Source organism: Chitinophaga vietnamensis (assembly GCF_902167635.1).
GTDB classification, from domain to species: Bacteria; Bacteroidota; Bacteroidia; order Chitinophagales; family Chitinophagaceae; genus Chitinophaga; species Chitinophaga vietnamensis.
The window spans coordinates 261365-281938 of record NZ_CABHMS010000006.1 but is presented as its reverse complement, the minus strand read 5'-3'; the positions used below and the strand labels follow the sequence as shown (position 1 = coordinate 281938).

Genomic DNA, 20574 nt, shown 5'->3' with positions numbered 1-20574 from the left:
AAGGGTTACATATCATACTCCAGGTTAGGACGTAGCCATTTCTCGGCTTCTTCTATCGTCCAGCCTTTGCGCCGGGCATAGTCTTCCACCTGGTCTTTCTCTATTTTACCGAGGCCGAAATATTTTGCCTCCGGGTTGGCAAAATACCAGCCACTCACGCTGGCGGCGGGATACATGGCCAGTGATTCGGTGAGGGTGATACCGGTGTTTTCGGTGGCATGTAAAAGATCGAACAGCTTGTACTTTTCGGTATGTTCCGGACAGGCAGGATAGCCGGGCGCGGGGCGGATACCTGTGTATTCTTCTTTGATCAGATCTTCGTTGCTCAGATGCTCTTCGCTGGCGTAGCCCCAGAACTCTTTACGTACACGCTCGTGCATCAGCTCTGTGAAAGCCTCTGCCAGCCTGTCGGCCAGCGCTTTCAGCATGATGCTGTTATAGTCGTCGTGGTCTGCTTTGAAGCGGTCGAGCCATTTTTCAATACCAATGCCTGCAGTAGCGGCAAAGCCGCCGATATAGTCCTGGTAGCCGCTTTCAGCCGGTGCAATGAAATCGGCGAGGGAGAGGTTAGGCTGCCCCGGCGCTTTTTTGATCTGCTGGCGCAGGAATTCGAGCTTCACGGGCGCGATGCCTGGCTGCTCTGGTGTTACCTGTATAGTGTCCGGCGCTACGGCATTGGCGGGAAACAGGCCAATAACGGCGTTGGCGCCCAGCCATTTTTCATCGATGATCTTCTTGAGCAGGGCCTGTGCATCGTTGTAGAGGCGCGTAGCTTCCACGCCTACTACCTCGTCGGTCAATATCTGCGGGAATTTGCCATGCAGTTCCCAGGAGATGAAGAACGGCTGCCAGTCGATATAACGGGCGATCTCTCCGAGATCATAATCTTCAAATTTCCTGATGCCGGTAAAGGCAGGTTTCACCGGTTTGAAGTTTGACCAGTCGATCGCTGTTCTATTCTGTTGTGCTTCCGCAAAAGGCAGGTATTGCTTTACCGGCTTCTTGTTGCGGAAAGACTCATTCAGTTTATGGTATTCGGTCTGGATATCACCGAGGAAATTCTTTTTCAAAGCCTTGTTGAGCAGGCTGCCGGTAACGGTTACACTGCGGGAGGCATCGAGCACATGTACTACGCCATGCTCATATTCCGGTGCGATCTTCACCGCGGTATGGGTGCGGGAAGTGGTGGCGCCGCCGATGATCAGCGGGATATCAAATGCCTGGCGTTTCAGTTCACGGGCTACGTGTACCATTTCGTCCAGACTAGGCGTGATCAGGCCACTGAGGCCGATGATATCCACTTTTTCCTGTTTGGCCACCTGCAATATTTTGTCTGCGGGCACCATTACGCCGAGGTCGATGATTTCGTAGCCGTTACAGGCCAGTACTACGCCTACGATATTTTTACCGATATCATGTACATCACCTTTTACCGTGGCGAGGAGGATCTTGCCGGCGGACTTCAGCTCTCCGCCTTTTTCGGCCTGGAGGCGCAGTTTCTCTTCTTCGATGAAAGGGGTGAGCACGGCCACGGATTTCTTCATCACGCGGGCGCTTTTCACTACCTGTGGCAGGAACATCTTACCACTGCCGAAGAGGTCACCTACGATGTTCATACCATCCATGAGCGGGCCTTCGATCACATCGAGGGGGCGCGGGTATTTCAGGCGGGCTTCTTCTGTATCTCCTTCTATATAATCGGTGATACCATTTACCAATGCATGGCTAAGGCGTTCTTCCACGGAGCCGAGGCGCCAGCTTTCATCTTTCTCTATTACCTTGCCTTTGGCCTTTACTGTTTCTGCAAATGCGATGAGCCTTTCGGTGGCATCTTCGCGGCGATTCAGTATGGCATCCTCACAAAGTTCGCGGAGTTGCGGTTCGATATCGTCGTATATCTGTAACATACCCGCATTCACGATACCCATGTCCATACCCGCTTTGATGGCATGGAACAGGAATACGGAGTGCATGGCCTCGCGCACGGTTTCATTACCGCGGAAAGAGAAGGATACGTTACTCACGCCGCCGCTCACTTTGGCCAGCGGCATCAGTTCCTTGATACGGCGGGTAGCGTTGATAAATTCTACTGCATAGTTGTTATGTTCCTCGATACCGGTGGCGATGGCGAAGATATTGGGGTCGAAGATGATATCCTGCGGATCGTAGCCTACCTGCTCGGTGAGGATCTTGTAGGCGCGATGGCTGAAGGCGACCCTTTTTTCTTCTGTATCGGCCTGGCCATGTTCGTCGAAGGCCATTACCACCACTGCGGCGCCATAGGCTTTACAGATGTAAGCCTGCTCAATGAATTTGGCTTCGCCTTCTTTGAGACTGATAGAGTTCACGATACATTTACCTTGCACGCATTTGAGGCCGGCCTCTATCACGGAGAACTTACTGGAGTCGATCATGATAGGGATGCGGGAGATATCCGGCTCGGCGGCGAGGAGGTTGAGGAAGGTGGTCATGGCCTTTTCGCCGTCGAGGAGGGCGTCGTCCATGTTCACATCCAGTATTTGCGCACCGTTTTCCACTTGTTGGCGGGCAACGGACAATGCTTCTTCGTATAGTCCTTCCCGTATGAGGCGGGCGAACTTCTTAGAACCGGTTACGTTGGTACGTTCGCCGATATTGATAAAATTGGTTTCCGGCCTTACGATCAGGGGCTCCAGGCCGCTGAGGCGCATGAAAGGAGAGATGGTCCTGCGTTGGGCGGTAGCGTCCCCGATGGGGCCGATGTCGTTTATGGTGGTTGCGCTCATTGTTGCTGTTAGTCGTATTAAGGTGGAGATCCGTTAAGCCAGTGCTGCGGCCAGTTCAGGCTTCAGGCGTGGACTGACATTTTTCACATGTGCTGCGATGTGGCGGATATGATCGGGCGTGGTGCCGCAGCAGCCGCCCACGATATTTACGAATCCGGATTTTGCAAAGTCTTCGATGATGCAGGCAGTATCTTCCGGCTGTTCATCATATTCGCCGAAGGCGTTGGGCAGGCCGGCATTGGGATAGCAGCTCACATAGCAGCTGGCGATATTGGCCAGCTCTTCGATGTAAGGCCGCATCTGTTGTCCGCCCAGCGCGCAGTTCAGGCCTATGGAGAAGGGGTTGGCGTGCATCACGGAAATATAGAAGGCTTCCAGTGTTTGTCCGCTCAGCGTTCTGCCGGAGGCATCAGTAATGGTACCGGAGATCATGACTGGCAGCTCTGGCTGGCCGCTTTCCCGGAAATATTTTTTGATCGCGAAGATCGCGGCTTTGCAATTGAGCGTGTCGAAGATGGTTTCTATCAGCAGGATATCTACGCCGCCTGCTACCAGGCCTTTGATCTGCTCTTCATAAGCGGCGGCTACTTCGTCGAAGGTAACGGAGCGGTAGCCGGGATTGTTCACATCCGGCGAGAGCGACAATGTTTTGTTCAAAGGGCCGATAGCGCCTGCTACAAAGCGGGGCTTGTCGGGGTTTTTAGCGGTATATTCCTGTGCTGCTGCTTTAGCAATGGTGGCAGCGGCTACATTCAGTTCATAGGCCAGTGCCTGCATGTCGTAATCGGCCATGGCAATGGAAGTGCTGCTGAAAGTATTGGTTTCAATAATGTCGGCGCCGGCTTCCAGGTATTCTTTATGGATGGCAGCGATGATCTGCGGCTGAGTGAGATTCAGTAGGTCATTGTTCCCTTTAAGATCAGTATGGTAGTTGGCAAAGCGGGTTCCGCGGTAGTCAGCTTCCTGTAGTTTGTATCGCTGGATCATGGTGCCCATTGCACCGTCAATAATGAGCACACGCTCATTTGCGCAGTCTTGTAAAGATTTCATGTCTGATGCGTTTATTAGTTACTGTTTAAGTACCAGGGTCGAACAATAAACAAATCCACCCTGTATATCCTTGCAAATTTAAAGTTTTCCCTGTTAATTACCTACTGTACTAATTTCCCGCAGAATGATACGATTTGTTTTTTGTATAGATTTTATCTATACATAGAAATTTTATTTGGAGATAGTCTATAAAGTCTACTATATTTGTAGGGTAATAGAAAAAGCGCCATGCAACAAAATGATTTAAAGATAGTGAAAAGAACGGCCAGGGCCTCCCGCCAGCCCTTAAACAGCAGAACAACCCGCTGCTGTTGCTGTATGTGCTAACAACAGCTCCTTTGTCATTAGTTCTCCATTTTCTTTACAACAAAACCAACACCCGACATGACGATCTCAAAGCATATCCAAAGCCTGCGTGAACACCTGGCCAGCCTGGGTTTACAACCCGTGCCAGACCTGAACACAGGAGATAGTCAGAACGAAGTTTTTAAAGTTTGTTTCCTGAATAAACTGGAAATGCAGCGCTGGAAAGCCTTGCAGGAACAGCAAAAAGCAGAGACCAACCATAACATATTACACGGATCAAAAGATCAGATCCGTTGAGCATTTTTCATAACGTGGAATTACAGGTTAAACGAAGACGGGTGCTATTGAGCACCCGTATTTATTTTGGGATTTAGGGATTTTCGGATTTTTTGATTTAAATCCGAAAATTCAAAAATCCCTAAATCCCTAAATTATTTCTGTTGAACGTAGCTTTCCAGTGGTAGCCGGTTGGAGATGGAGCGAGCCAGCGTCATCTCGTCGGCATATTCGAGTTCGCCGCCAAAAGCAATGCCACGGGCAATGGTGGTGATCTTCACCGGAAGATCTTTCAGTTTTTTAGAGAGATAGTAGATCGTAGTATCGCCTTCAATGGTGGGGCTTAAAGCCATGATCACTTCCTCTACACCCCGCTGCTGTACACGCTCTACGAGGGAATGTATATTCAGCTGATCGGGACCTACGCCATCAATAGGGGAGATGATGCCTCCCAGCACATGATACAAGCCATTATACTGCTGCGTGTTTTCGATGGCCATCACATCACGGATGCTTTCTACCACACACACTACATTTTTATGACGGGAGTGGCTGTTGCAGATGCTACAAGTATCTTCATCTGATACGTTATGGCATATCTGGCAAAACCGGATCTGTTCCCGCATACGGGAAATAGCATCGCCAAACTGCTGCACCTGGCTCAGGTCTTGTTTGAGCAGGTGCAATACCAGGCGCAGCGCAGTTTTCTTACCGATACCCGGCAACTTCGCAAATTCATTTACTGCGTTTTCTATCAATGCGGATGAGAAGACCATAATGCAAAGTTAGAGATTTATTGATTTTCGGATTTTTTGATTTAAATCCGAAAATTCGAAAATCAATAAATCCTCAAATCCTAAACGGTTTCCTGACGGTCCAACCGGCCTTCAGGTTTTCTTTTTCTGGCAGCAGGATCACTTGTTCCGGCTGCTTTTTGGGTTGGGTATAGTAATTACCACGGTCCCATTTGCCGTTACCGTTTTTATCCAGCAATACCCGGATCTCGTATTCGCCAGGCGTGATCAGCGTTTGCGACCATTTACCATTCACTACTGTGCCGGAATATTTGATCACTTTGTCCTGCACCAGTTGGAACACATAATGCATGGTAGTATCATCGATGGCCTTGCGGGTGCTGTCGCTCAGCTCCAATGAGGCGGTAAAGGCGGAATAGTCGTTGAGCTTTTTGGTCTTGAAGTTGACGGTATCCGCCTTTAGTAATGTCTGTCCGGAAGTGTCTTGTACGGCGTCTTTCGGGATGATGAGGCGGTACGGCATGTTCTCTTTCCACTGGTAATCCATGGTGAGCTTCATGCGTGTGGAGTCCATGCTGCTGGCGAAGGTAACCGGTGTGTGGAGGGTGTCTTCCAGCAGCTGGATGCGGCTGCTGTCCAGCGTTTTAAGCGGCAGGTTGAAGGCCACGCGCAACGGCTGCGGCAATTCCTGCTGGCCGCCTTCAAGGGTGGGGGAGGCCGTCAGCCTTGGTTTCTTTTTGTCTTTATCTTTCTCCCGTTGTCTTTCTTTCTCTTCCTGCTGCAGCTGTAACTCAAGCGAGTCGAGCTTTTCCGGCTTCTTGACGGTGCTGTCTGTTTCCATGAACAGCAGCATGTTCACATCGGCTACGTTCTTGTTGGTCAATCCAATCGGTTTGTCTACAAATGCGATCATCTCGGAAGGCTGGTTATATTGCAGGTCGCGGTCTTCCTCTTTCAAAGCGAATATCTTGTATTCGCCCGGTGCGATGTTCTTAAAGCGGAAGGTGCCATCACCGCGACTTTTGGCGTAGTACAAAGGTTTTTCCTTGGATACTACGGAGTCGGTAAGGTCGCGGTAGAGCATCACGGCTACGTTGCTATCGAGCTTTCCTGTTTCTGCGTTGATGATGCGGCCGGTGATTTGCAAACTATCCAGGTAATCGCCGGTAGATATCACATACTGGAAATCCTGCACAATATTGCGCTCATTGATATCGCGGATAGCGTCAGCGAAGTTGAAAGTGTAGGTGGTATTGGGTTTGAGCGTATCTTTTATTTGCAGGGTAACGGTATGCAGCTTGGCCGTAACCAAGGGCACACGTTTGAGTGTGGGTGATACGATCAGTTTATCGTTCACATTATCCAGCTCCACAAATTCATCAAAAATGAAGGTAACCTTGTTGCCTTTGAAGTGCAGGGTGGAGTCATGAGGGTTTACCTGCAACAGCACCGGCGGAAGCGTATCCCGCGGGCCACCGCCCGGCGGCACTATATTGGCGCAACGTGTAAAAGAAATAGCTACTACGGTTATAAACATCAGCCAGAAAGCCCAGCTCCGGATATTTTGATTCATGAATGTTGGAATATTTGGCAAACTTACGAAAAGACGGGAAAGCTGTGCTTATATTTCCGGCTCTTCTTCGAGGGTGTGCAGGGCTACGTACAGCTGATTGTCTTTCACAAAGTTGCACCAGGGGCATTCCGGCTTGCCACAGCCGGTGTAGAAGTCCTTCTGCTGGATTTTAGACCAGGTATCAGTGATCTGTTGTGATACGGTAGTAAGGTCTTCCGGGGTGATGACCACCTTCTCCTTGTGATATACTTTTTGTTTGTTAGGCTCGATGAAGTCGAACTCGGTGCTCACCACCTTCCAGCTTTTGGGGCGGTAATTATCGAGCAGCAGTTTGTAAAATACGGCCTGCCGCCAATAGTCGCCACCATTGGGGTTTCGCTCATTGGGCCGTTCGAATTTCCGGTATTCCCTGATCGCTTTTTCGTAGTCGCCGGTTTTATAATCCACCACGTTGATCTCGTTGCCGTCAAATTCAAGTTTGTCCACTTTCCCTTTCAATGGCACGCCATTGACCGTTACATTGCGGATATTCCGTTCTACGCTCACGATCTTGTTCCATTCGTTGATATAGTTATCGTAATAACTGCTGAGGATATCCTTGCCATATTCCAGTCTTCGCTCGAAAGACTCTTTGGTAAAGCATTCGCGGTTGCGCATCATGGACCAGCGGAAATCTTTCAGGAACTCTTCCTTGCCGGGGAAGATATTGCTGTTGGCCTGCATTTTCACGAACAGCTTTTCCACGGCATAGTGCACGGCCGATCCAAATTCGGTACTTTCCGAGCGGCCTGTAGGAACGCGTACCAGGTTTTTGTAGAAGAAGCTGAGCGGGCAATCGAGGTAGTTGTTCAGCGCTGTTACGTTCATCACAAAAGTGCTGAGCAGGCTGTCGATGAAAGCATGGTCCACGGCTGCGATCTCGGGCGATTGCTGCTGTTGGTAGTGCAGCACTTCAAACTCAAACATCAATTCATCGTTCAGTTGTACACGTTCCTGTGGCAGCGGGTGTTCTTCCTGTATTTCTGCGATGAACATGCTGGGCTCGAGCGGTTTCCCATCCTGCTTGTATTCAGGATAGCTGATGTAGAGATGTTTTTCGGCGCGGGTGATGGCCACATAGAAAAGCCGGCGCAGTTCCTGCTCGTCTGTAGACGTAGCTTGTGTGGTGAACACCGTATCAGGAAAGGAAAAGCCGGTGCTGTTCTTTCTCTTTTTCTCCCAGAGATGCGAGTTGGTGCCCGCCATGAACACATATTCAAACTCCAGTCCTTTGGAGCCATGGGAGGTAATGAGATTGATACCTTTATCATTGCCGGATACCTGTACCAGTTCGATGGGGATGCCATTGGCTTCCATCAGGTCAATGGTTTCCATCAGCGCGATCAGTGTGAGGTCGGGATTACGGCGGGTTTCGTCTTTGATGAAATCGAAGAGGGCCTGCAATACTTTCATGAGCCACATCTTTTCAGGAGAGGCCATAATGTAAGTGAGTACGCCGCCTTCGCCGATGATGCGGGCGAAAAGCTGCTGCAGCGTTACGTTGTAGGCATCGCCGATCCATTTTTCCAGGAGGCGGCTGAGGTGCATGAGCGCATCGTCAGGCGCTTCAGAGAAAAGCGTGAGGTTGCGGGTAGACTGCCACTCCTGCAAAAACTGGCGGATAGATGTTTTTTCATCATAGCCTTTTTCTGCTACCCGGATGCTCACTTTCGCGGCTTCCACCGGTTGTATGTGGTAGAAATCGTAGTGCATGATCTCGAACAGGAGGCCATCGCCGCTATAGGGAGTGTCCATCTCTGCGGCTACATAACGCAGCAGGTTGAGCACATTGCGGGCGAAAGGCACCTGGAAGAGATTGATGTTACGTTTGGAATAAAAGGGCAAGCCCTTCAGCCGGAAGTATTGCGCCAGCTCTTCCCCGTATTTGTTTTCGCGGTAGATGACGGCGATCTTGCCAGGCGTAATACCCCGTTCAATGAGTTGGGTTACTGCCAGGGTAATGCCTACCATCTCGTCTTTCGGCGTATTATAAATTTGTATGACCGGCGGGATGTTGAGCGATACCAGATTTTTGTTGCTGGCCACCAGTTGTTTGCTCAGGCCTGGCAATTGGTTTACCAGCCTCGAATTGCCGTTGTTGTCGATGAGGGTCATGGCGGTATCGAGGATGTTCTGCACGGAACGGTAGTTCTGTGTAAGCACGATGGTGCGCAGGGTGTCGGAGAAGCCGCCGGCAAACTGTTCCATGTTCTCGACATTGGCGCCCTGGAAGCGGTAGATAGACTGGTCGTCATCTCCCACCACAAATACATTGGGCAGTTCTTCGCCTTTTATCAGCAGTTGTATCAGTTTGTTCTGTGTACCGCTGGTATCCTGGTATTCATCTACCAGTATATATTGGAATCGTTCTTTATAATCTGCGAGGAGGTTGTAATTTTCTTCAAATGCGCGGATCACCCACATGATCATGTCATCGAAATCGTAGCGGTTGGCGTTGAGCATGAGTTGCTGAAATACGTCGAACTGCGCTACGGCGGCCATCAGGCGGGCCATCTTCTCTTCTTCAATCGCTATTTTATCTGTGCGTATATCGCCTTTTTTGAAATTTTTGGTGGCGCGTTTGCAGATATATTCCTCCCGTTGTGGCAGGCTGTTGATGTATTCATCAACCCGTTCGCGGATGAAGGGCACTGTCCAGCCTTCCCGTTTCATGGTGGAGAAGAGGCTGGAGAGGTTCTTCATATCGAAGTAAACATCGCCACGGTAGCGTTTGAGCGGGTTGTTCTTGTCGAAGCCGTCGATCAGCTTTTTCAGCAATTGTATCTTCTCCAGGTCGGAGATGGGATCGAGTACGGTTTTATCGAACAGGCCCAGGTTGTCCTGGATCACTTCATTACAAAAAGAATGGAAAGTGTGGATGTTGACGCGGTAGGCATCTGGCCCGATGAAATCGGTCAAACGCTTGCGCATGGCCACAGTGCCGGCATCTGTATAGGTGAGGCACAGGATGTTCTGCGGCATGAAGTCTGAGTCGCGCAAAATTTTGCCGATGCGCGAAGCGAGGATCTGTGTTTTACCGGTGCCCGGACCGGCAATAACCATTACCGGACCTTCCGTATTGTCCACTGCTTCTCGCTGCTTCTCATTCAACTGCTCGTAAACTTCCTCGAAGCGTTCATGATATTGATGTGGGTCGCGGGCCATGCATTCTTTTTTATGACGATCTGCAAAATTACGATTAAGTTAGACGTTATTGCAGATATCCGGACTGGATGTTACTTAATTGTGCAAAAAGATGCCCATGATTTATTCGCTGATACGGGAACAGCTCATTCCTGCGCCGCTGGCGGCCGTGTGGGATTATTTTTCATCGCCTGGTAATCTGCTGGAGATAACGCCTTCGTATATGCGTTTCCGCGTTACTTCACGGCATTACGAAGGACCGATCTACCCCGGGCAGATCATTACCTATAAAGTGAGTCCTGTGGCGGGTATCCCGCTGTTATGGGTAACGGAGATCACGCAGGTGAAGCCGTTGGCATATTTTGTAGATGAACAGCGCAGCGGCCCGTACCGGATGTGGCATCACGAACATCATTTTGAAGCGGCGGGCGATGGCACACGCATGAAAGATATCGTGCACTACCGCCTGCCGCTCGGATGGCTTGGCACGCTCGCCCATGGCTTGTTTGTGAAACGCCAGCTGGAATCGCTGTTTGATTACAGGACAGCCCAGATCACGCGGCGCTTTGGCCCGGTTTCGCTATGATGCCACTATTCTTTTTCAGTGATTGTTTTAGTAAGATGATCGCCGGTGTACAGGCTGATGGAACTTTTGCCACTCTTCGGGATGGCGCCCAGCCACAGCGGCACGATCGAAGAAGATCCTTTTTCCTGCTGGCCTGTTGCCACGAAATGCAGCTCTGCATTGTTATTGTTGCTGTTGTTGGTGGCAGATTGCAACTGGATCTGCGTGCCATAGAAAGTGGGCGGCATCGTTACGGCAATCACGAGATGCGTACCGAAGTCGGGCTTGTCGATGGTGTTGTTCATCGTTTTGGCCATACCGAAAAGACTGTCGAACGACTGCTGGTTATCAATTACCAGGAAGGTGAGGCTATCCGTTACTTTGATAGTGTTCTTCACAAAGTAGCCGTTAATAGGTTGTACTTCCAGGTTAGTGACGGGGTTTGCGCTTACAGCCAGAGAGGTGTCGTTGTTGCCATTGGCGGCACTGTCGGCAGCGCCTTTGTTGCCGCCGCTGTTGCAGGATAGGGCCAGCAAAGCACTTGTTGCCATTAAAATAGATCTTACAGCGTTCATATAAGAGATGATTTGTTGACTAATTAACGTCCCGGCGACGGAATGGTTGCCCTGGACAGAGAAATTAACAAGGTAATATTTCCAACCGAGTGCTTACCGGTTCCGCTCATCCATGCGGTGCGTGGTTGCTGAGTATATACGACCGAGCAGCGGTTGATGCCAAAAGCTATGCCGTAATCCATCCCGATGGTGAAATGCCGCATGTGGGTGAGGCGGTTGCTGCTTTCGTCTACGAAGTGTTGATCGCGCGACCGGAAAATGCCGCCTTGCAGCAGGGCGTTGTACATCATGATGTCAAACCGGGGTCTTGCAAAGAGGTATACCTGGAACTTGTGCCTGGTAGCGGTTTTGAGATCGGCATCTCCGAAATAGGAATTGTATTTCCCGACGCGCAGGTATGTTTGTGCGAAGAGCCCTGTGGCCATGGTGCCGGCCCTGCCGCCGGCGCCGCCGATGATCTCGAAATATTTTCTGGGATGCCACAGCATCCGCTCATAGGTGAGGTTGTAGTTGAGTAACGGCGCGTTGGGCACCTGGTGACTCCATCCGCGGGGGAGTTGGTCGCCGATGATGTGGTGAACAAAGGTTTGCGTTTGCTCAACGAAGGCCCAGGGGCCCATCACGCCAAATACGATCTCGGAATGCAGGCTGTACTGTTTGGCGCTATTGTAGGAAGTGACGCCGTGTGTAGCGAAGAGCGCGCCGGCATAGTAGAAATCGCTGGGGATATAGGACGTATCGGCAATATTGTCTGGCGTGATCATTACCTGCATCAGGTCCCATTCGTACACGTTTACAGCCTTTCTGCCGGCCTTGGCCAGCAGCCACCGGTCGATGAAATGGTTTTTCTTCTTTTTCATATACAGGTATCCGATAGCAGTACCGTTGCTATACGCTCTGTCGGTACCCCGGCCCCACACATTGAAGAAGTCGTCATCTTCGTATAGGCGTAGCTGTTTGCTGGCATTTTGTTGAAGTTGGCCGCTGGCGTTTATGCTGCTGATACACAGTAGGAGCAGCCATGCTGATCGTTTCATTTCCGCGCTGAATTTATCTTGCTGGCAAAAAAATATGGATGAGTAACGGTGTCTTGTAATTTTATGCTTCTCCCGGCGTTAAAAGGAACAACAAATGAACGGCAATTGTTTCCTGACTATTCATTAAACAATACTAACCTGTATGCATATACTCCATTACCGGCTGGCTACCGCTGCCGATGCTGCTGCTATCGCTGACCTTTCCGTGAGGAGTTACGAAGAATTTGCGGCAGTGATGACACCGGGCAACTGGGAGCGGATGCGTACCAGCCAGGGAGATATGGATATCCTGGCGGCCCTGATGAAGATGAGCTATACTTTTGTATGTGAAAGCGGTGCAAAGTTGGTAGGGGTTGTGTTCCTGGTGCGCTCCGGCAACCCTACCGTAATCTACCCGGAGGATTGGGCTTATATCCGCCGCCTGGGGGTGGATCCTGATTTCCGCGGACTGGGTATCGGGCAGCAGCTGATGGAGATGGCCATCCGGCAAGCGCGTGAAGATGGGGAGAAAATATTAGGCTTGCATACCAGCACGGCCATGCCTGCCGCCAGGAAGATGTACGACAAGCTCGGTTTTGAGCTGGTAAAAGAGCTGGAACCGATCATAGGTCTCCAATATTGGCTCTACCGGATGACCTTGTAAGCTTGTCCATTTTAGCAGGAGTTGTGAATAAATTCATATAAGAGAGTTGCTCCATATATGGATTGTTTTTGCTAGTTTAGCTATTTCTAATTATCAGCACAACTTCTTGCGCAGAGATCTGGCACATATAAGTGAAAACGCGCTGGTGGAGCGGCTGATAAAGGGGGATCATGCAGCAAAAGAGCTGCTGTATGACCGATATGCAGGAGCACTCTACAGTATTGCGTTACAACTGGTGCCTATAAAAGATAGGGCCAATGATGTTATCGTCCGGGTTTTTACCTGGGCTTTCCATCAGATAGGGACATTCAGGACTTCAGGTTACCGGACCCTTTTTTTATGGTTATTGAGGAAAACCAGGGAATACGCTATCCAGGAAGCACTACCCGAAACCGCACTTACCGGAAATGAAATAATGGAAATGGAACACGGCATGCTGCAAAAGTTCTATTCAGCTTTACCGATCAACGAACAGCAGGTGTTCAGGTTATGTTATTTTAAAGGATTGTCTATAACAACGATAGCCCGTATGCTGGCATTGCCGGAAGGGCAGGTAAATGAAATGCTGGGAGCCGCTATGAAGGCTTTCAGAAAATTCTTAAAAGACGCTTGGAACTAAAATTTTACATAGAAAGCGGTATTATCGAATCCTTTGTGATGGGGCTCGCCACTGAAGACGAGGTGGAAGAGTTGCAGCATATGAGAAAGCTGTACCCTGAACTGGATACCGAGGTGGACATCGTGGAGCGCCGCCTGGAGAAGGCTGCCTTTGCCGACGCCGCTATGCCACCCGTGGAAATCCGCAACCGGATACTGCAAAGATCCAGATGGGACCGCGATACCAGCAATGGCGATACGCCACCCAATTACACTTTCATCAACATCCAACCAAAAGATAATGATCACATCTCCGTACACAAATACTGGAGGTTCTTCCTTATCTTCCTCGTATTACTGGCCAAAATATTACTGTTCTTCGCCATCTTCTACTATCTGAAATACGCTCAGATAAAAGAACAGGAAAAAGAGAGATTGAAAAGACCGGCTCCCGCCAGCGCCATTTATTCAAGCAACGAAAGAAATTGCTACCTGTTATAATTTCTGCCCGGATAATATCGTTTTGTAAAAAAAAGTAGAATTTTGAGAATCCGGGAAACGGAGGATATTCGTATATAGATATTATTATAATATATTTCAGGGCCTTACAAAATTGAACTTGCAAGATTACATAGAAAGTGGCATCATTGAACGTTGCCTGCTGGGATTGGCCACTCCTGAACAAGAGGAGGAGCTGATCTACCTTCGTAAAATATACCCGCTGTTGAATGCGGAGGTAGCGGCAGCAGAAGAACGGATTGAGATGCAACTGTTTGCGGAAGCGGTGCCTCCACCTGTGGAGGTGAAAAGAACAGTCTTGCACCGCTTAAACCGCGGCAGCCGCTTCGATCACCGCACGCGCAGGGATAACGACTATGTACATACGAATACCGGCGATACTTATATCCACATCAAACCAGGATGGAACCGCACCATCTCCGTAAGCATCTGGTGGAGATGCGCCTTCATCGCGGTATGTATCCTGTGTCTGTCGCTCGCCGCCAGCACCTGGTATCTCCACAACCGCGTCAACCAGCTTGAAGATGTTTTGATAAGGCTGAAAACGCCTGCCATAGCGGCCCCCGCACTTCCTACCCACTAAGCGCCTCTTTTCATTTGGTACGTTTATTGTAAATGCTGAACTTGCCAGCGTATTTTGCTGTTATAGAACCTTATGCTGTAACAGTTGTTGAATTACCAGAGCATTTAAAACACAAATTCGTTTCCCATGAAAAATTTCTCATTTGCTGCTGTACTGCTCGCAGTGATCGCTATTTTCGGATCATCCTGCGCTCCAAAGCAAGGCGTTACCACCTCCATTAACAAAGCGGCTGTAAAAGGTAACTGGGTACTGACCGACGTTCACTATGAAGGAATCCCCGACAACGCCAAAGTGACCATATTTGACCAGGCCTCCGCCAAATGCTTCATCGGCAGCCAATGGGTATTACCCGACAACGGTATGGGCTCTTATACGATCTCTTCTAACACTGATGGCTGTACGCCCGCTTCCCAGAACATTGTATGGTCGCTCAACAAAGCTAATGGCGGCACACAATTCCAGTTCAAGAAACTGTACAGCGGCGAAAAAGCCAAGAACGTAACAGAAGGATACCGTGTTGATGTACTAGGCGCCGGCAGCACCATGACCTGGAGAGCCAATGTGAACTTCGAAGGTAACAACGCTACCATTACTTATACCCTGCAACGCAGATAGCGATTGCATTTCATCTTAATAAAAAAGATCAGCCAAAGCTGCTAGCAGCAGCTTTGGCTGATCTTTTTTATTAAGATTAGAATTTTACAAATACAGACGACTGGAAGTTGCGCCCGGGCGCCGGCATAATACCTCCCCAGAAATCCCAGCGGCGGTTGAAATATTTTTCATCCGTAATATTGTTGACGCCAAATCGTGCGCCCCAATGTTTCCGTTCATAGTTCAGGTGCAGGCCTGCATAATGATAAGCCGGTATAGGACCGTTGAAACCATTTGCACTGGCCACTTCCGAATTGGATTCATCACTGTATTGCTTACCTACATAGTTAAAGGCAACATTGGCATTGAATACGCCCTCACCGATCTTATGACTGTATTGCACACCTGCTGATGCCAGCTGCACCGGTGCATAACGGAGATAGTTGCCTTTGTTATCGCCTTCCGTGATACGGGCTTCCTGCCAGGCGCCGGTCACAAATGCGGAGAGACCTTTCCATTCGGTGGTTTGCAGTTCCAGCTCCACACCTTTGTGCGTTGATCCGGCGATGTTCCGGGATACGCCTGCATTGGCATCATAGATGATCTTGTCTTTAAAACTGAGATAGTATACCGCCAGCTGCACCTGTAACCAGTTAAGCGGCGACACCCGCGCACCGGCTTCATAGTTCATAGAGTATTGTGGCTTCAGCCGGATGCCTTTATCGATGGTGCCTGCATCCAGCACATCATAGATCAGCGGCGGCTGAAAGCCTCTGGACACGCTGGCAAATATTTCATAGTTGTCGTTGAACAGGTAGTTCGTGCCAAGAGAATACACCCAGGCCTGCACATGGGTGCGGTCTTCGCGGCCGATGCTCTTATCGGGGTTCTGTATGGTGTAATTGTCCTCTTTGTAGTTGATATTGCTGAAACGCAGGCCGGCAGACACGGAGAGCGGTGTGGTGATATGGAATTTATCGTAGGCATATACTTCGGTACTGAAGGTAGACGTAGTTTTGATACCGGTCATTTCACCTATATGTGCGCCAGGATAAAAACCTTTCATGGTATTGTTATTATAGCGGTCGGTATGTAAACGGGTACCGGCGATGAACTGGTTTTCATGACCGCCAACAGGGCGCGTGAGCTTGTAATCCGCTACAGTGCCCACTGCCGGCAGGTCGCGGATATAGCCCGTAACGTTGGTGTATTGGTTGTTGGCATCTTTACGGGAAATGAACCAGTTGCGTTGAAAATAGTTGCCATAGGCCGCAATGCTGATGGCGTCGTAACGGCTCAGTTGTTTATCCAGACTGATATGCGTGCTGAAACGTTTGGAAATGAAATCGTCATAAGGGTTTTGCACTTGCCTGGGATTCTCGTCAAACTGTTGCTGGGTGAGGCCTCCGGGCGTTTGTGAATTCTCCGTATAGCCGTCGAGGTAGATGGAGAGGTGGGTACTGGAATCGGCTTGCATGCCAATGCGGGCGGTGATGTTGTTGACATCGAACTTGCTGCGCGACTCACGCGGGCCATCGCCCTGGCGGCGATAGCCATTGATCCAGTAATCGAATTTACCTTTACGGGCGCCGGTATTCACCTGAGCGGTGAGCTCGTTCCAGCTGCCATAGCCCAGTTCCACGCGGGTTTCAGGCTGGAAGGGGGCTTTGCGGGTAACGAGGTTCACCACGCCGCCAATGGTGTAGCCACCGAAAAGCACGCTGGTAGCGCCGCCTTTGATCACCTCCACGCGTTCTACCTGGTTAAGGGGCATCATATAGTAGCCGCCAGGATCGCCATAATACATGGTGCCGCTGGGTATCTTGCCATCAACGAGGGTGAGCACACTGCTGCTGCGCTCCGGATCAAGGCCACGAAGGCTGTAGTTGGGCTTCAGCCCACGGCCGTCTTCATCCTGCGATACAGCGCCGGCAATGCGGGTGATGGCCTGATCCAGCGAACGGATACCCGCATCTTCCAGCTGCTTTCTCTCCAGCACCTGGATGGAAGCATCCATGCCCTTGATCTGCTGCTGGATACCGCCGGCAGTGATAATAACGGTATTGAGTATACGATTACGGAACGAAACACTGTCTGTTCTAACAGTGTCTTTTTGCTGTGCCTGCATAGTGCCGGCGCATAACAGCAACGAGCATAAAGGCCATTTGATGTTGGACATACAGAATATATAGATGGACGAAATGAGGCGCAAAACTACTCGCATGGCGGGCCTTGCTGTTTACGGGATCGGGAAAATAAATACGCGAAAACGGAATAAAAACAGAATCTGTATATTTAGTCAGCGAACCAATACCGTATTTTATGAGCACGCCGCACACCCGGATCCAGTTCCTGGCGCATGCCAGTTTCCGGATCAATACACCTGAAGGCCGGACCATCCTCATCGATCCCTGGTATACCGGCAATACCTATCTGCCGGCAGATCTGTCTATCCCCGAAAAAATTGATCTCCTCCTCCTTTCACACGGACATGGTGATCATCTCGACAAAAACATCCTCGATATCATCCACAGCAGATCTCCCAGAGTGATCGCCAATCCTGCGGTGCGCGCCTATCTGCTGGAGCATGGAGTTCCCGAGCATACCTTCGAGCCGATGAACGCCGGCGGCACCGTGTCTCTTCTGGATGTGAAGGTGACGATGACCAACGCCTTTCATTTCGCTCACATCACACTGCCGGATGGTACTACGGCCTTCCGCCATACCACCAACGGCTTTATTCTGTGGTTGAGCGATGATATCTCGATATATTATTCGGGAGATACTTCCGTATTCGGTGATATGGCTTTGCTGGGCGAGATCTATGAGCCGGATATCGCTATACTGCCGATCGGCGACCGTTTCACCATGGGCCCGCTGGAAGCGGCTTTCGCTACCCGCCTCCTCAAGGTGAAACATGTGATCCCTTGTCATTATGGTACCATGTCGTTTCTAACGGGAACGCCTGAACGATTAAAAGCATTAACGGAAGATATTGCCGGCCTGGAAATACACGCACTCAAAGCCGGCGAAACATTGGATACATCTACACTGCGGCTCAAGCAATGGTGAACTTAAAAAAACGCGGATGTTACCCCTCACAACGAAAAGACTACTCGTACACCCTTGCAGGCTACCGCTTGTAACGGAAATATATTTGAACAATCCGCACGGCGATAGCAGTCTGGATGCGCACATTCCGCCGGAATGGCCACTGCCCGACCTCCGTGAGCAGCTTCCTTATTTCATTGAACTGCTGCAACATGACCCGGGATTATATCCCTGGCTATTCTGGATCATCATTGAATCGAAAAGTAAAACGGTGATCGGTGATGTGGGCTTTAAAGGGCGGCCCGACAAGGATGGAGAAGTGGAGATCGGTTATTCGCTGTTACCGGAATACCGTAATCAGGGTTACATGTCGGAAGCGGCGGCGGAGCTGATCCGCTGGGCTTTTACTGCTACGCCGGTACGGCGTATCGTGGCAGAATGCGATGTGAGCAACCTGGCGTCTATGCGGGTACTGGAAAAACTGGGCATGAAACAAACCGGAAGGTCTGGCGAAATGATTTACTGGCGACTTCGTAAATAACGTATATCCGTTACCGTTATTCGGCCATATGCTGCCGGGTGAATTTGATAAAAAGCTGTGCCAGCTTGTCTTGCAGGCCTTGCAGGTATGTGAAGTGCAACTTCCTGACCAGTTTAAAATTTTTCACCGGCAGGATGGTGAACTCACCGGCTTCAAGTTCGCGCTGCACTGCTGCCAGGGAAATGAAAGCGGCGCAAGGAGAGTAGTGCAGGTACGATTTGATACTTTCCGTACTGCCCATATACATTGCGATATTGAGATCGGTGATCTTCAGTTTTAATCTTTTCAGCTCTTCTGTGATCACTTCCAGCGTGCCCGAGCCGTGCTCGCGCATCAGCAGGGGAATGGCTTTCAGGTCGGCAGCGGAAAGCGGTTCTCCGTTGCCATAGGTATGCTTCGCGTTGGCTACCAGCACGATCTCGTCTTTTGCAAACTCCACATATTTCAGCAGGGGGTTCTTGGAGCTGCCCTCTATAATGCCCAGCTGGATGCTCTTTTCAAAGAGCGCCTGTTCTATCTGTTCGGTATTGCCATTGGTGAGAGATGTTTTCACATCCGGGTACCGCTGGTTAAATTTTGCCAGCAGCGGCGGAATAAGATATTGCGCGATAGTAGTGCTGGCGCCTATCGGCAACATCCCGCCCTGTGTATGTTTCAGCTGATTGATGTCATACTCCAGGTGACGGTAATCGGTGAAGATGATCTCTGCATGATGCATCACGATCTGCCCGGCGCGCGTCAACTTGATCTTGTTGCCGATACGCTCGAACAAAGCCATGCCCAGCTGCTGTTCCAGCTCATGAATATGTTTAGTCACCGCCGGCTGAGAGATATACAACTCTTCAGCTGCCTTGGTAAAACTAAGCCGTTTGGCAACAGTATGGAATACTTTGAGTCTGAAATCGAACATGGGTTAAAATTAAGGATTTTCGAATTTATTGATTTTCGGATTTATTGATTTAATTGGAGCGGAGATGAACAATGTGTTATCTCCGCTCCAATTAAATCAATAAATCCGAAAATCAATAAATTCGAAAATCCCTAGTTCGCGCCACTGAAGCCGAAGTACTTGTAAATTGCCTGTCCGCGTTCGCTCAGGAGGAAATCCATAAAATCTTTTGCGGCTTGTTGGTGTGGGGCGCTTTTGAGAATGCCTGCCCAATAAGAGGCGGTGATGTTTTCTTTTTCCGGGATGGCGACGGTGCTCACCGGGTGTTTCAGCAGTTGCTGATAGTAGGCTTCTGTAAACCATACGGGGCCTGCATCTGCCTGGTTGTAGAGGATGCGCAGTGGCGTTTCGCGGTGATGTATCTGGGTGAGGTAGGTGGTATGGCTTTTTACCTTCTCGTTCATGATACTGTTGCGAAGCGGCTCTCCGCCTGCTTTTACATAGGCTTCTTCGATACGTTTGCCGATGCCTTCCCAGGCGGGATTGGGCATGGCTACGCGTATATCTTTACGGGCGAGATCGCGCAAACCCTTGATGTGCCTGGGGTTTCCGGCCTGCACCATGATGGCCAATTTGTTACCTGCATAATGGTTTACGACGGAGAAGCTGTCGCGCAACTGATCGATACGGCTTTTGCCGGCGGTATAGATATCGGGGCGTATATCAATGCGCAGGTTGCCGAGTACCAATGAGCCGCTGAGGATCTGTTGCGCCAGGATGCCCGGCGGCAGCGTTTCCGCGAATACGCGCCGGTATTGCGGATATACCTTTTTGAAATCATGGATCAGGGAATCGATCACCATAAACTGGTTGCCGGCAAAGAAGATGACGAGCTGGGGATCGACGATATCGCCGTAGAGATCGGGTACGTTATCGATGCCAGGTACGGTGAAGTGTACGCCTCCCTGTGGTGGCGTGTTCCAGGGCGGATCAAAACGATGGTCCTGGGCAAAGAGCAGCTGGGCTGGCAGCCATGCCAGCAGGGTGATAAGATATTTTTTCATGACTAACG

Annotated in this window: 19 protein-coding genes; 9 read left to right on the top strand and 10 right to left on the bottom strand. The window is 50.1% G+C overall.

The window, feature by feature from the left end; genetic code table 11:
- Positions 1 to 5: 5 nt before the first annotated feature.
- Together metH and FPG75_RS17700 are read right to left on the bottom strand one after the other, a co-directional pair.
- Entirely contained in the window at positions 6 to 2765 is a 2760-nt protein-coding gene (gene metH, locus FPG75_RS17705) for a methionine synthase (protein ID WP_143308382.1), read from the bottom strand.
- A gap of 33 nt (positions 2766 to 2798) precedes the next feature.
- A complete protein-coding gene (locus FPG75_RS17700; protein WP_143308380.1) occupies positions 2799 to 3815 on the bottom strand; it encodes a homocysteine S-methyltransferase family protein in 1017 nt (338 codons plus the stop codon).
- Positions 3816 to 4199: 384 nt separating this feature from the next.
- Between FPG75_RS17700 and FPG75_RS17695 the strand changes: the two genes are divergently transcribed.
- Complete coding sequence (locus tag FPG75_RS17695) at positions 4200 to 4418, top strand: hypothetical protein (RefSeq protein WP_143308378.1); 219 nt, start codon at positions 4200 to 4202, stop codon at positions 4416 to 4418.
- A gap of 134 nt (positions 4419 to 4552) precedes the next feature.
- Here FPG75_RS17695 and recR read toward each other — a convergent pair whose 3' ends face one another.
- The 3 genes from recR to FPG75_RS17680 form a co-directional block, all read right to left on the bottom strand.
- Positions 4553 to 5173: a recombination mediator RecR gene (recR, locus tag FPG75_RS17690; protein WP_143308376.1), complete on the bottom strand. Its 621-nt coding sequence runs from the start codon at positions 5171 to 5173 to the stop codon at positions 4553 to 4555.
- 73 nt (positions 5174 to 5246) lie between these two features.
- The gene (locus FPG75_RS17685) at positions 5247 to 6725 is read right to left on the bottom strand and encodes an Ig-like domain-containing protein (protein ID WP_143308374.1); all 1479 of its coding nucleotides are present in this window, start codon (positions 6723 to 6725) and stop codon (positions 5247 to 5249) included.
- 48 nt (positions 6726 to 6773) lie between these two features.
- Entirely contained in the window at positions 6774 to 9929 is a 3156-nt protein-coding gene (locus FPG75_RS17680) for an ATP-dependent helicase (RefSeq protein ID WP_143308372.1), read from the bottom strand.
- A gap of 91 nt (positions 9930 to 10020) precedes the next feature.
- On the opposite strand from FPG75_RS17680, the gene FPG75_RS17675 reads away from it, so the two are divergent.
- Positions 10021 to 10494, top strand: a complete 474-nt coding sequence (locus FPG75_RS17675) for an SRPBCC family protein (protein WP_143308370.1) — start codon at positions 10021 to 10023, stop codon at positions 10492 to 10494.
- Between the two features lie 5 nt (positions 10495 to 10499).
- Here the strand turns inward: FPG75_RS17675 and FPG75_RS17670 are convergent, their stop codons facing one another.
- Positions 10500 to 11048, bottom strand: coding sequence for a hypothetical protein (locus FPG75_RS17670; RefSeq protein ID WP_143308369.1), 549 nt, complete (start codon positions 11046 to 11048; stop codon positions 10500 to 10502).
- Positions 11049 to 11071: 23 nt separating this feature from the next.
- The gene (locus tag FPG75_RS17665) at positions 11072 to 12085 is read right to left on the bottom strand and encodes a lipid A deacylase LpxR family protein (protein WP_143308366.1); all 1014 of its coding nucleotides are present in this window, start codon (positions 12083 to 12085) and stop codon (positions 11072 to 11074) included.
- 142 nt (positions 12086 to 12227) lie between these two features.
- On the opposite strand from FPG75_RS17665, the gene FPG75_RS17660 reads away from it, so the two are divergent.
- From FPG75_RS17660 to FPG75_RS17640, 5 genes are all read left to right on the top strand, one after another.
- Positions 12228 to 12728: a GNAT family N-acetyltransferase gene (locus FPG75_RS17660; RefSeq protein ID WP_143308364.1), complete on the top strand. Its 501-nt coding sequence runs from the start codon at positions 12228 to 12230 to the stop codon at positions 12726 to 12728.
- 46 nt (positions 12729 to 12774) lie between these two features.
- The gene (locus FPG75_RS17655; RefSeq protein WP_143308362.1) at positions 12775 to 13347 is read left to right on the top strand and encodes an RNA polymerase sigma factor; all 573 of its coding nucleotides are present in this window, start codon (positions 12775 to 12777) and stop codon (positions 13345 to 13347) included.
- The gene (locus FPG75_RS17650; protein WP_143308360.1) at positions 13338 to 13826 is read left to right on the top strand and encodes a hypothetical protein; all 489 of its coding nucleotides are present in this window, start codon (positions 13338 to 13340) and stop codon (positions 13824 to 13826) included. The genes FPG75_RS17655 and FPG75_RS17650 overlap by 10 nt, the downstream gene beginning before the upstream one ends.
- A 118-nt stretch (positions 13827 to 13944) precedes the next feature.
- Positions 13945 to 14427 carry a hypothetical protein gene (locus tag FPG75_RS17645; RefSeq protein ID WP_143308358.1) on the top strand — a complete coding sequence of 161 codons (483 nt, stop codon included), beginning with the start codon at positions 13945 to 13947 and terminating at the stop codon, positions 14425 to 14427.
- 126 nt (positions 14428 to 14553) lie between these two features.
- Positions 14554 to 15042, top strand: coding sequence for a lipocalin family protein (locus FPG75_RS17640; protein ID WP_143308356.1), 489 nt, complete (start codon positions 14554 to 14556; stop codon positions 15040 to 15042).
- A 76-nt stretch (positions 15043 to 15118) separates the two neighbouring features.
- On the opposite strand, the gene FPG75_RS17635 is transcribed toward FPG75_RS17640, so the two are convergent.
- Positions 15119 to 17200, bottom strand: coding sequence for a TonB-dependent receptor family protein (locus FPG75_RS17635; protein ID WP_161596840.1), 2082 nt, complete (start codon positions 17198 to 17200; stop codon positions 15119 to 15121).
- A gap of 143 nt (positions 17201 to 17343) precedes the next feature.
- Here FPG75_RS17635 and FPG75_RS17630 point away from each other — a divergent pair, with 143 nt between their 5' ends.
- Both FPG75_RS17630 and FPG75_RS17625 read left to right on the top strand, forming a co-directional pair.
- Positions 17344 to 18093 (top strand): metal-dependent hydrolase, encoded by a 750-nt coding sequence (locus FPG75_RS17630; RefSeq protein WP_143308353.1) that lies wholly within the window; start codon positions 17344 to 17346, stop codon positions 18091 to 18093.
- An 85-nt stretch (positions 18094 to 18178) separates the two neighbouring features.
- On the top strand, positions 18179 to 18613 hold the full coding sequence (locus FPG75_RS17625; RefSeq protein WP_161596839.1) for a GNAT family N-acetyltransferase: 435 nt from the start codon (positions 18179 to 18181) through the stop codon (positions 18611 to 18613).
- 16 nt (positions 18614 to 18629) lie between these two features.
- Here FPG75_RS17625 and FPG75_RS17620 read toward each other — a convergent pair whose 3' ends face one another.
- Both FPG75_RS17620 and FPG75_RS17615 read right to left on the bottom strand, forming a co-directional pair.
- Entirely contained in the window at positions 18630 to 19523 is an 894-nt protein-coding gene (locus FPG75_RS17620; protein ID WP_143308349.1) for a LysR family transcriptional regulator, read from the bottom strand.
- 131 nt (positions 19524 to 19654) lie between these two features.
- Positions 19655 to 20566 carry a molybdate ABC transporter substrate-binding protein gene (locus FPG75_RS17615; RefSeq protein ID WP_143308347.1) on the bottom strand — a complete coding sequence of 304 codons (912 nt, stop codon included), beginning with the start codon at positions 20564 to 20566 and terminating at the stop codon, positions 19655 to 19657.
- Between the last annotated feature and the right edge of the window lie 8 nt (positions 20567 to 20574).